The following is a 12,035-nucleotide window of genomic DNA, read 5'->3' as shown; positions in this document are numbered from 1 at the left end:
TAAGGAATGATTTGTATTTTCAAAACAATCATTTTCAAAATTAATCGTAAGTTTACAGCCCCTTATCAATTTAATAAATTACCTATGTCGGAATTTTGGATTTACTTTCAAATAGGATTAAAACACGTTTTGGATATTCATGCATATGACCATGTCTTGTTTTTAATAGCATTAGCCGTTCCTTTTTCTTTCAAGGATTGGCCGCGAATAGTACTCTTAATAACTCTTTTTACAATTGGACATACGCTGGCTTTACTACTTTCCGTTTTTGGTATTATCGCCATAAAAGTGAGTGTTGTTGAGTTGCTAATACCAATAACGATATTAATCGCAGCGCTGTTTAATCTTTTCACGGCTGGCAAATCCAGTAAAAAAGAAAGTATAAATTTGGTGTTTTTTATAACACTTTTCTTTGGGATTGTTCATGGTTTGGGTTTTTCAAACTATTTTAAATCAATTCTGGGAGGAAGTGCAACCTCTAAACTATTGCCTTTGGGTGAATTTGCATTAGGGATAGAAGCAGCTCAAATTAGTGTGGTTTTTGTTGTGCTGGTATTGTCTTATATTGTTCAAACTGTTTTTAGATTCTCTAAACGCGATTGGACTTTGGTGCTGTCAGCATTTATAATAGGAGTAGTTTTACCAATGATTATTGAAAATGAAATCTGGATTAGATAAAATAATGGACGAAAAAAAGTTAAATAAGTACGATAAAGCGTATCTTAGAATTGCCACTGAATGGGGACTTTTGTCTTATTGCAAAAGAAAGCAAGTGGGTGCTATCATTGTAAGGGACCGAATGATTATTTCCGATGGTTACAATGGGACGCCAACTGGATTTGAAAATTGTTGTGAAGATGAAGCAGGTTTAACACGTTGGGATGTGTTGCATGCTGAAGCCAATGCAATTCTCAAAGTGGCACGATCAACGCAGTCTTGTGAAGGAGCAACATTATATATTACGCTTTCGCCTTGCAAAGAATGCAGTAAATTAATTCATCAGTCTGGGATAAAAAGAGTGGTGTATCACAATGGATATCGCGATGATTCAGGAATTCAGTTTTTGATAAAAGCGGGAGTAGAAGTAGAACATATTCCGGTATTAGAAGAATAAAATGAAAATGGATAATAAATACCTGCCTATAATTATCAGTGTGGCTCTTGCTATAGGAGTTGTGCTTGGTGGGTTATTGGATAATTCAAATCAAAATCATTTTTTCTCTAAAAGCAGTTCCAAAAATAAACTCAATAAACTTATTGATTTTATTGATAGCGAATATGTCGATAATGTCAATACCGATTCTATCGTAAATCTTACCGTTGATAATATTCTGGCAAAATTGGATCCGCATTCTGTATATATTCCTCCAAGTGAGCAAGCTGAAGTTGTTGAAAGCATGAAAGGAGATTTTGTAGGTATAGGCGTAAATTTCTATATGTATAATGATTCTGTAGCTATAATAAAACCGGTTGAAAATGGACCTTCGGCAAAAGCTGGTATAAAAGCGGGGGACAGGATTTTATATGCTGATAAAACCCAATTATTCGGACGTAAATTGCCTAATGACAGTTTGTTTTCTAAATTAAAAGGGACTGTAGGTTCCGAAATTGAACTTACTGTTTACAGAAAATCAGAACGTAAAAAAATTAAATTAATAGTAAAACGGGATGTTATTCCTTTGAAAAGCGTTGATGTTTCCATGCTTTTGAAAAATAATACGGGTTATATAAAAATAAATCGATTTGCCGAAACCACTTATGGCGAGTTTAAAAAAGGGCTGGCAGGATTGAAAAAACAAGGTGCCCGGTCATTAGTGATTGATCTTCGGGATAATGGTGGCGGTTATATGGAGGAAGCAATTGCAATTGCTGACGAACTGCTAAAAGATGGGGAATTAATTGTTTTTACTAAAAGCAAAAAAGGAAACTCGGATAAAATTTTTGCAACGGAAAAGGGAAGTTTCGAAAGTGGTAATGTATTTGTATTGATTAATGAAAATAGCGCATCAGCGAGTGAAATTCTGGCTGGAGCTATTCAAGATAACGACAGAGGGACAATTGTAGGCCGACGTTCTTTTGGAAAAGGATTGGTGCAACGCGAAATGGATTTTGATGATGGTTCAGCAGTTCGATTAACGATTGCCAGATATTACACGCCAACGGGTCGATCGATTCAAAAGCCTTATTCTAAAGGGAATGAGGCGTATTTCAAAGAATCGGATAGTCGTTTCGAAAATGGGGAATTATATGAAAAAGACAGTATAAAAGTTTCGGATTCTTTGAAATTTAAAACTAAAAAAGGTAAAATCGTATACGGTGGAGGTGGAATTGTTCCTGATGTTTTTGTGCCACTAGAAGTAGAACACGGAAATGAAAGCACCGCTTATTTGTTACAATCAGGAGTAGTAGGGCATTTTGTATTTGAACAATTAGATAAAAATAGAAATGCTTTTAAAGGATTGTCTTTTCAGCAATTCATGATTAAAATCAATGCAACTGATAAGTATTTCAATTCTTTTCAAAAGTATATTTTCGAAAACGGACTGGATCTGAAATTTGGAAAAAGTAAATCATTAGTAAAACGCTACGTTGCCGCTGAATTTGCGAGACAATTGTATGGTGAAAAGTATTATTATGAAATTGTATTGAAAGAAGATGCGATGATTAAAACGGTTTTAAATCAGAAGTAGGGGATGAAATCTCAAATGTGCTATCTTATACTATCGTGACAATGCGTTTGTATGCCGCTGTTCCATAACGTTAGAATATCAGTAGCGACAGCAGCACCACTTCCGGCAGCAATGGCCAATTGGCTTCTCCAGCCTGCTAAAGTTCCTATGACATAAATCCCATTAGCAACTTTATGGTCGCTATTTTTGAGTTGGATTCTTTGTTTTTCAGGAAGTGCTTTTTGATGTGGTTCAACATATTGCATTAGTCCCTCGATTGCAAAAGTATTTGCGGATCCAATGCCTGTGACGATTGTTTTGGTTTTGTAGGAGTTCTTGTTTGTAGTTACTGTAAATTCAGGAAACATGCCTTCAATTTTCACTACTTTTTCATTTGGAATTTGTTTAATGTCCGGATAGGTTTCTGAAAGATGCTGAACACTTTCGGTCAATAATTCAGATCCTAATTTACCTGTAGTGATTCCGTAAGCATTATTCAATAATGCGTCTTGCAGAGCAGATGCTTTTTGATGGGTGAAAATGCCAATTTTCTTATCAGTAGCAAAAGATTTCTTTTTTGCGGAGCCCAAAACGAGTGCGCATGACATTCCAGAAACGCCGCCGCCAATAATTAGAACATCAAAGATATCAGTCATGCATTTTTTTTTCAATTTCTTTTGACATTCTAAAGATTACAAGTATTAGAACGGCACAAAATGAAGCTGCTACTCCAATTAGAGCGTACATGCTTTCGCCTTGAAATAGATGGTTGAAATCAAGACGTGTAATATTAAAGATAATTAAAGCAACTGCTAAAACTATCAAAATGTTAGTAAAGATTTTCATAAGATTTTTTGTTTTTAATATAAAAATAAATTGGTTAGGAATATTTCTGTTGGGAATTTAAGTCCAAATAAAATCAAATTATTTTATATTATTGTGTTACGGGGTAAATTTATGAAAATTTATTTTAGACAAACAAACCTTTAACATTCGCAGCGAATAATTTAACAGCGATGGCAAGAAGAACCACTCCAAAAGTCTTACGGATGACTCCGAGGCCATTTTCTCCTAACATTCGTTCGATTTTAGCGGATGATTTTAAAACGATATAAACCAGGATGATATTTAAAATGATGGCAATGATAATGTTGATGGTTTGAAACTCTGCCTTCAATGATAATAAAGTAGTCATGGTTCCTGCGCCAGCAACAAGTGGGAAAGCGATTGGAACAATTGAGGCAGAGCTGGCAGCTTCATCACGATACAACCGAATGCCTAAAATCATTTCCAGTGCTAAAAAAAATAAGACAAAGGATCCTGCTACTGCAAATGAATGAACATCAATACCAATCAGATTTAAAAATTCTTCGCCTATAAAAAGAAATACAATCATAATTGCTCCGGAGGCCAGAGATGCTTTTTCGGATTCAATATGTCCAAATTTTGCTCTTAAATCGATGATAATGGGAATAGTGCCAATAATATCAATTACAGCAAAAAGAACCATACTTACGGTAATAATTTCTCTAATGTCAAATCCGATCATAGCTTTTTATTTACAAAGTTAAACTTTTCGACAGATTATTGGATAAAATAGAATGGTATTGGCGATTTATTTAAACAGTTTTTTACTGATTGTAAAAGAACAATTGTTTTCATCAGTATTTTTTATATTGTGTTTATTATTAGCTTGTTGCTGTTGATTTGTTACGCTGTTTTCTAATAAAGTTAAAGTTGGGGTTTATCTAAAAAAATACAATTTACTTTGACTATCTTTGCGCTTTATAATCACAGCCTCAAAAGAATGTTTCAATTAGGAAAAACCATCGTCTCAGAAGACATACTCGAAAAAGATTTTGTTTGCAATTTGTCAGCTTGTAAAGGGGCTTGTTGTGTAGATGGAGATGCTGGAGCTCCATTGAGCATTGAGGAAACTAAGATATTAGAAGAGATCTATCCTAAAGTAAAACCGTTTCTTCGTAAACAGGGAATTGCCGCTATCGAAGCACAAGGAACTTGGGTGACAGGAACAGATGGTGATCTTGAAACACCGCTAATTGATAATAAAGATTGTGCTTATGTGATTTTTGACGGTAAAACAGCACTTTGTGGTATCGAACAAGCATATAATCAAGGAATAATTGACTGGAAAAAACCAGTTTCTTGTCATTTATATCCTATTCGTGTAAAAGATTTTACCGAGTTTGCCGCTGTCAATTACGACAAGTGGGATATTTGTGATGAAGCCTGTTCTTTAGGTCAGGAACTCGAAGTTCCTGTTTACAAATTTGTTAAAGAAGCGCTGATTAGAAAGTTTGGGGAAGACTGGTATGCAGAGCTTGAAAAAGTAGCTTTGGACATGAAAAAATAAACCCGAAAAAAAATAAATTTTTCTTGTTTGCTGTTTTAAAAATCCTATATTTTACGGAGCTTTGCGTTCTCTTTTAAATTTTAAATAACTGATATTTAGTCATTTGTGGTTTGTATGAAAATGTCCTGTTTTTTTTCATTTGTTAAAAACTAGGTCTGATTGTGAATAAGTTTGGCTTTTAATTTCGGCAATATTTCACAATCTTTGTAATCCGCAGAATGTATAAAATTTCGTTAAAATTTCAAAAAAAATAAATAATTATAATGGCGCAAGTTGAACCAATTTTACAAGAAAATAAAAATCGTTTCGTAATTTTTCCTATCAAACACCACGATATTTGGGAATGGTACAAGAAAATGGAGGCTAGTTTCTGGACTGCAGAAGAAATCGATTTGTCGCAAGATTTAAACGACTGGAATAATAAACTTTCTGATGAGGAGCGTTATTTTGTGAAACATATTCTTGCTTTTTTTGCTGCTTCTGACGGAATTGTAAATGAAAATCTGGCTGAAAACTTTGTCAACGAAGTACAATATGCCGAGGCGAAATTCTTTTATGGTTTTCAGATCATGATGGAAAATATTCACAGTGAAACGTATTCTTTGTTGATTGATACCTATGTGAAAGATGAAGCAGAGAAAGATGAACTGTTCAATGCTTTAGAAGTTTTTCCGGCTATTAAGAAAAAAGCAGACTGGGCTTTAAAATGGATTGAATCGGATTCATTTGCGGAGCGATTAATTGCTTTTGCAGCGGTGGAAGGAATTTTCTTTTCGGGAGCATTTTGTTCTATTTATTGGTTGAAAAAACGTGGGTTAATGCCAGGATTGACGTTCTCTAACGAATTGATTTCTCGTGATGAAGGTGTTCATTGTGATTTTGCGGTCCATTTGCACAACCACCACTTGGTAAATAAAGTTCCAAAACAAAGAATTAGAGAAATTATAGTTGATGCTTTGAATATTGAAAGAGAATTTATTACCGAGTCTCTTCCTGTGAGTTTAATAGGAATGAACGCGGTATTAATGACGCAGTATTTGGAATTTGTTGCGGATAGATTATTAGTAGAATTAGGTTGCGACAGAGAATATAATACCTCAAATCCTTTTGATTTTATGGATATGATTTCGCTTCAAGGGAAAACAAACTTCTTTGAAAAGAAAGTGGCCGAATATCAAAAAGCCGGGGTTATGAATACTGATGGTGATGCTCAAAAAATATCCTTTGACGCTGATTTTTAATTTGTAGCAGAAGTCGAATTTTAGATTAAAAAAACAAAATAGCGAAGTTAGGTCAGCCCCTATAGGACAGGAATGCTTTTATTTTTTTTAATAAAAGATTGCAACGGATAGCGGAATTGACTCCAGAATGTAAAACAAACGATTTAAGAATTGAAATTCCCGTTTCAATGATTGAATTTTTCAATAATAATTAAAATGTAAGCTTATATGTATGTAATAAAAAGAGATGGCCACAAAGAGCCGGTAATGTTTGATAAGATTACGGATAGAATAAAAAAATTATGTTACGGGTTGAACGAATTAGTTGATCCTGTAAAAGTAGCAATGCGTGTTATTGAAGGTCTATATGATGGTGTTTCTACATCAGAATTGGACAATCTTGCTGCCGAAACTGCTGCTTCGATGACTATTGCCCATCCGGATTATGCTCAATTAGCTGCTCGTATTGCGATCTCCAATTTACATTCGAATACTAAAAAATCGTTCTCAGAAACGATGAAAGACATGTACTTGTATGTTAATCCAAGAAATGGTCAGGATGCGCCATTGCTTTCGGATGAAGTATTCAAAGTGATTCAGGAAAATTCTGAATTCTTAGATTCACATATCATATATAATAGAGATTTTAACTACGATTATTTTGGTTTTAAAACTTTGGAAAGATCGTATTTACTAAAAATAAACGGTAAAATCGTAGAGCGCCCGCAACATATGTTAATGCGTGTGTCTGTTGGAATTCACTTAGACGATCTAAAATCTGTAATAGAGACCTACGACTTAATGTCGAAAAAATTCTTTACACATGCTACGCCAACATTGTTCAACTCTGGAACTCCAAAAGCCCAAATGTCTTCTTGTTTCCTTTTGGCAATGCAAGATGATAGCATTGACGGGATTTATGACACGTTGAAACAAACGGCAAAAATTTCTCAATCAGCAGGTGGAATTGGACTTTCTATTCACAATGTAAGAGCGACCGGTTCTTATATCCGTGGAACTAACGGAACGTCAAACGGAATTGTTCCAATGTTACGTGTTTTCAATGATACGGCACGTTATGTAGATCAAGGTGGAGGAAAGCGTAAAGGAAGTTTTGCTATTTATATTGAGACTTGGCATGCGGATATCTTTGAGTTCCTAGACTTGAAAAAGAATACAGGAAAAGAAGAAATGCGTGCTAGAGATTTGTTTTTTGCGATGTGGACTTCAGATTTGTTTATGAAAAGAGTGCAGGAAGACAGTTATTGGACGTTGATGTGTCCTAATGAATGTCCTGGATTGTATGATGTTTATGGCGAAGAATTTGAAGCAATGTACATTGATTACGAGAAACGTGGAAAAGGCAGAAAAACCATCAAAGCGCATGAATTGTGGGAGAAAATTCTAGAATCGCAAATTGAAACTGGAACGCCATACATGTTGTATAAAGATGCAGCCAATAGAAAATCAAATCAGAAAAATCTGGGTACGATTCGTTCTTCGAATTTGTGTACGGAGATTATGGAATATACTTCTAAAGATGAAATCGCGGTTTGTAACCTGGCTTCACTTTCGTTGCCAATGTTTGTGGAAAACAAAAAATTCAATCATGACTTGTTGTTCACCGTTACGAAACGTGTAACCAGAAACTTGAATAAAGTTATTGACAGAAATTATTATCCGGTAAAAGAAGCTGAAAACTCAAATATGCGTCACAGACCAGTTGGTCTGGGAGTGCAGGGATTAGCTGATGCTTTCATTATGTTGCGTTTGCCATTTACAAGTGATGAAGCTAAAAAATTGAATCAGGAAATTTTCGAAACTTTATATTTTGCAGCGGTTACCGCTTCAATGGAAATGGCAAAAGAAGAAGGGGCTTATTCTACTTTCAAAGGTTCGCCAATGTCTCAAGGAGAATTCCAATACAATTTGTGGGGAATGAAAGATGAGGAATTATCAGGTCGTTGGGACTGGGCTTCATTGAGAAAAGAAGTGATGGAACACGGAGTTAGAAACTCATTGTTAGTTGCGCCAATGCCAACTGCTTCGACGTCTCAGATTTTGGGTAATAACGAAGCATTCGAACCATATACTTCTAATATTTACACCAGAAGGGTGCTTTCGGGAGAATTTATTGTAGTGAATAAACACTTATTGCACGATTTAGTGGAACGTGGTTTGTGGAACGAAACATTGAAACAAGAATTAATGCGAAATAACGGTTCGGTTCAGGACCTGGATATTCCGCAAGATTTGAAAGAATTGTACAAAACAGTTTGGGAAATGTCAATGAAAGACATTATCGATATGTCCCGTCAACGTGGTTATTTTGTCGATCAGTCACAATCATTGAACTTATTCATGCAAAATGCCAATTATTCTAAATTGACATCAATGCATTTCTACGCTTGGCAATCGGGATTAAAAACGGGAATGTATTATTTAAGAACAAAAGCTGCGGTAGATGCGATTAAATTTACATTGAACAATGATAAAAAAGCAGAGCCAATTGAAATTCAAGAACAGCCAGTGGCCGTTCCTGTAATAGCGGAACAAGTAGAGATGACTGCTGAAGAATATAAAGCAATGATTGAACTAGCGAAAAATGCCGGTCCGGACGAATGTGAAATGTGCGGCTCGTAAATTATAATTTGTCAATTTGATAAAAGATAAAAGCAGTTATTGTAATGATAACTGTTTTTTTTTGGAGGTGTTTTTGCGTTTTTCGTTGCAATGTTTTTTTTCGTAAAAAGAAACAAGAAAAATGAATTTCCACTGCAATTGGAGCTAAAATATCAAGCTTTAACATTTAAAATTTGTAAATAATTCACTATATTTGAGATGGTTATCATTTATAAGTAAATCGTTTTTTTTATACTAACTACTATGGAAAATAAAAAATTTACCGTTACAGATGATTTATTAGCTTCCAAAAGCCAGCGTCTCCTAAATTTCATTATCGATTTACTGATTATTTATATTATTGGGATCAGTATTGGCACCACCATAAATATAATTGGAGATGTAACCAATAGTTATGCTGCTTCTAATTGGGTTAAATCATTGACTCTAATTGAAAATTTATTTTTTGGACTTGTTATTCTGTTTTTTTACTATGGACTTACCGAAATGTATTTTTCGAGATCCTTTGCTAAGTATTATACTAAAACAACTGTTGTAAAGCATGACGGTTCAAAACCCCATATGAAAAGCATTATTATAAGAACAGTATCCAGATTAATTCCTTTTGAGCCTTTTTCATTTTTAACTGGTGATTCACGAGGGTGGCACGATACGTTATCTGTTACTTATGTAGTGAAAAAGCATGAGTTTATTGCAAAAATGAAATTGTTTAATCCATCCGATGAAATTGTAGTCTAATAGTTTTTCGTTTAAAAAGGAAACCTAGTAAATTTTTAAATCTACTAGGTTTTTTGGATTGAATTATACCGTTGCAATGTTATTTACTGCAATTCTCATCTGTTGAGCCGCGGCCACCATTTCGATTAAAGCCTTTTTGGTTTCGTCCCAATGACGGGTTTTTAAACCGCAATCCGGATTGACCCAAAGTTGGTCGACAGGAATAACAGCCGATGCTTTCTCTAATAATTTTACCATTTCAGTGCTGGAAGGTACACGAGGCGAATGAATATCATAAACGCCTGGTCCAATTTCGTTTGGATAATTGAAATCGGCAAAAGCATCCAATAGTTCCATTTGTGAACGTGAACATTCTATGGTGATTACATCGGCATCCATGTCAGCGATATTCTGGATGATATCGTTGAACTCACTATAGCACATGTGGGTGTGAATCTGTGTGTCATCCTTTACGCCACTTGCTGAAATTCTAAAAGCTTTTACAGCCCAATCTAAATAGGTAGCCCATTCTTCTTTTCGTAAAGGCAATCCTTCTCTGATAGCAGGCTCGTCAATTTGAATAATCTTAATTCCTGCATTTTCTAAATCGACTACTTCATCTCTAATCGCCAATGCAATTTGGGTACAGGTTTTCGAGCGCGGTTGATCGTTACGCACAAAGGACCATTGCAAAATAGTTACAGGACCAGTTAGCATTCCTTTTACCCATTTTGGTGTGAGCGATTGTGCAAATTCAGCCCATTTCACAGTCATTGGATTCGGACGGGATACATCGCCATAAATAACCGGTGGTTTCACACATCGGCTCCCGTAACTTTGTACCCAACCGTTTTTGGTAAAAGTAAATCCATCGAGTTGCTCCCCAAAATATTCCACCATGTCATTGCGTTCAAATTCTCCGTGAACCAATACATCTATACCAGTTTCTTCTTGAAAACGAATCGTTTCTTCGGTTTCTTTTTCGAGTAAATCATCGTATTGTTGTTGGTTTAATTCGCCTTTTTTGAACTTCGCTCTCCAATTTCTTACTTCGGTAGTTTGCGGGAAAGAGCCAATAGTTGTGGTAGGAAATAAAGGAAGGTTTAATACGTCTATTTGTTTTTTTCTACGAATGAAAAATGGATTTTCTCGTTGATCATCACCAGCTGTAATACTGACAACGCGATTTTTAACCGCATCATTATGAATTAATTTTGATGTTTTTCTATTTTCATTAGCAAGCGTGTTTTCTTCAAAACGAATAGAATTACCAGTGACTATTTCATTCGAAGCGAAATATTTAAGCAGCACTATTTCTTCTGTTTTTTGTTTGGCGAAAGCCAGCCATTGCTTGATTTCCGGAGTTAGTGTCGCATTGTTAGTTTCTAATTCCAAATCACATGGCGAGTGAATCAGAGAGCATGATGGTGCAATTAAGATTCTGTTTTTGCCAAGTGCATCAGTTGCTTTTTTGATAAGAGATAAGGATTTTTTGAAATCATTTTTCCAAATATTTCTCCCATCCACAACACCAAGTGAAAGATTTACACTGCTTGATAATTTTCCCGATTCGAGAATATCGTCCAATTGGGAATGGCAACGTACCAAATCCAAATGCAAAGTATGAACAGGTAAAGCAAGAACGGTCTCAAGATTTTCACCAAAGCAATCAAAATAGTTAGCAAGTAGTAGTTTGATTTTAGGGAAGCGTCTGTTGATTTCGGTATACACATAAGTGATGGCACTTCTTTCTTTATCGGTCAAATTCAAAGCTAAAAACGGTTCGTCAAATTGAATCCATTCTACATTTTCATTTTCCAGTTTTTGAAGAATTTCAAAATAAACAGGAAGTAACTTATTGATAAGGTCAATTCGATGGAAACCTTCTTCTTTTTCTTTTCCAAGAAGTAAATAAGTAACAGGTCCGATAAGCACTGGTTTTGTCGTAACCCCCAAAGCATTGGCTTCTTTGAATTCATCTATTATTTTTTCGGAGAATAATTTAAATTCTTGATCTTTTGTGAATTCCGGTACAATATAGTGGTAATTGGTATCGAACCATTTTGTCATTTCCATGGCAACTACATCCTGTCCGTCTTTTTGCGAACCTCTCGCCATTGCAAAATACAAATCGATAGCGGAGTTTGTTTTGGCCAATTCTTGATAACGTTTTGGAATGGCCCCGACAGTAAGCGATACATCCAATACTTGATCGTAAAACGAAAAGTCATTAGAAGGGATTAAATCGATTCCGGCTTCTGCTTGCAATTGCCAGTTTTCTTTTCGAATGGATTTTCCTGTCTCCAAAAGTTCTTCTATTGAAGTTTTGCCTGCCCAATACGATTCACAGGCTTTTTTTAATTCTCTGTTGCTACCAATTCTCGGATAACCTAGATTGTTTGTTTTCATTGT

10 protein-coding genes are annotated in these 12,035 nt (G+C 35.2%); 7 read left to right on the top strand and 3 right to left on the bottom strand.

Translation table 11 applies throughout. From position 1 onward, the window contains the following. The first annotated feature begins 84 nt into the window (after positions 1–84). The 3 genes from ACNQGH_RS00495 to ACNQGH_RS00485 are packed head-to-tail and all read left to right on the top strand — an operon-like array spanning position 85 to position 2,690. Positions 85–678, top strand: a complete 594-nt coding sequence (locus ACNQGH_RS00495) for a HupE/UreJ family protein (RefSeq protein WP_417954022.1) — start codon at positions 85–87, stop codon at positions 676–678. Between the two features lie 4 nt (positions 679–682). Continuing rightward, complete coding sequence (locus tag ACNQGH_RS00490; protein ID WP_417954403.1) at positions 683–1,114, top strand: deoxycytidylate deaminase; 432 nt, start codon at positions 683–685, stop codon at positions 1,112–1,114. A gap of 1 nt (position 1,115) precedes the next feature. Next, positions 1,116–2,690, top strand: a complete 1,575-nt coding sequence (locus ACNQGH_RS00485) for a S41 family peptidase (protein ID WP_417954021.1) — start codon at positions 1,116–1,118, stop codon at positions 2,688–2,690. A gap of 20 nt (positions 2,691–2,710) precedes the next feature. Here ACNQGH_RS00485 and ACNQGH_RS00480 read toward each other — a convergent pair whose 3' ends face one another. After that, positions 2,711–3,316, bottom strand: a complete 606-nt coding sequence (locus tag ACNQGH_RS00480; RefSeq protein WP_417954402.1) for an FAD-dependent oxidoreductase — start codon at positions 3,314–3,316, stop codon at positions 2,711–2,713. A 323-nt stretch (positions 3,317–3,639) separates the two neighbouring features. Beyond that, positions 3,640–4,218, bottom strand: a complete 579-nt coding sequence (locus tag ACNQGH_RS00475) for a MarC family protein (RefSeq protein ID WP_417954020.1) — start codon at positions 4,216–4,218, stop codon at positions 3,640–3,642. 258 nt (positions 4,219–4,476) lie between these two features. On the opposite strand from ACNQGH_RS00475, the gene ACNQGH_RS00470 reads away from it, so the two are divergent. The 4 genes from ACNQGH_RS00470 (at position 4,477) to ACNQGH_RS00455 (ending at position 9,644) form a co-directional block, all read left to right on the top strand. After that, positions 4,477–5,043, top strand: coding sequence for a DUF3109 family protein (locus tag ACNQGH_RS00470; RefSeq protein WP_417954019.1), 567 nt, complete (start codon positions 4,477–4,479; stop codon positions 5,041–5,043). A gap of 263 nt (positions 5,044–5,306) precedes the next feature. Continuing rightward, entirely contained in the window at positions 5,307–6,284 is a 978-nt protein-coding gene (locus ACNQGH_RS00465; RefSeq protein ID WP_417954018.1) for a ribonucleotide-diphosphate reductase subunit beta, read from the top strand. Positions 6,285–6,491: 207 nt separating this feature from the next. Continuing rightward, positions 6,492–8,906, top strand: a complete 2,415-nt coding sequence (locus tag ACNQGH_RS00460) for a ribonucleoside-diphosphate reductase subunit alpha (RefSeq protein ID WP_417954017.1) — start codon at positions 6,492–6,494, stop codon at positions 8,904–8,906. Positions 8,907–9,149: 243 nt separating this feature from the next. Next, positions 9,150–9,644, top strand: a complete 495-nt coding sequence (locus ACNQGH_RS00455; protein WP_417954016.1) for an RDD family protein — start codon at positions 9,150–9,152, stop codon at positions 9,642–9,644. Between the two features lie 63 nt (positions 9,645–9,707). Here ACNQGH_RS00455 and metE read toward each other — a convergent pair whose 3' ends face one another. Continuing rightward, positions 9,708–12,032, bottom strand: coding sequence for a 5-methyltetrahydropteroyltriglutamate--homocysteine S-methyltransferase (gene metE, locus ACNQGH_RS00450; protein WP_417954015.1), 2,325 nt, complete (start codon positions 12,030–12,032; stop codon positions 9,708–9,710). Positions 12,033–12,035 lie beyond the last annotated feature (3 nt).

The sequence above is a fragment of the Flavobacterium kochi genome (assembly GCF_048286715.1).
Taxonomy (GTDB): domain Bacteria; phylum Bacteroidota; class Bacteroidia; order Flavobacteriales; family Flavobacteriaceae; genus Flavobacterium.
This window is presented reverse-complemented; position numbering and strand designations above follow the sequence as displayed.

Coding starts and splice junctions, on each gene's coding strand:
- ACNQGH_RS00475 (WP_417954020.1), bottom strand. CDS start 4,218: ATGATCGGATTTGACATTAGAGAAATTATTACCGTAAGTATGGTTCTT.
- ACNQGH_RS00485 (WP_417954021.1), top strand. CDS start 1,116: ATGAAAATGGATAATAAATACCTGCCTATAATTATCAGTGTGGCTCTT.
- ACNQGH_RS00490 (WP_417954403.1), top strand. CDS start 683: ATGGACGAAAAAAAGTTAAATAAGTACGATAAAGCGTATCTTAGAATT.
- ACNQGH_RS00460 (WP_417954017.1), top strand. CDS start 6,492: ATGTATGTAATAAAAAGAGATGGCCACAAAGAGCCGGTAATGTTTGAT.
- metE (WP_417954015.1), bottom strand. CDS start 12,032: ATGAAAACAAACAATCTAGGTTATCCGAGAATTGGTAGCAACAGAGAA.
- ACNQGH_RS00495 (WP_417954022.1), top strand. CDS start 85: ATGTCGGAATTTTGGATTTACTTTCAAATAGGATTAAAACACGTTTTG.
- ACNQGH_RS00470 (WP_417954019.1), top strand. CDS start 4,477: ATGTTTCAATTAGGAAAAACCATCGTCTCAGAAGACATACTCGAAAAA.
- ACNQGH_RS00465 (WP_417954018.1), top strand. CDS start 5,307: ATGGCGCAAGTTGAACCAATTTTACAAGAAAATAAAAATCGTTTCGTA.
- ACNQGH_RS00455 (WP_417954016.1), top strand. CDS start 9,150: ATGGAAAATAAAAAATTTACCGTTACAGATGATTTATTAGCTTCCAAA.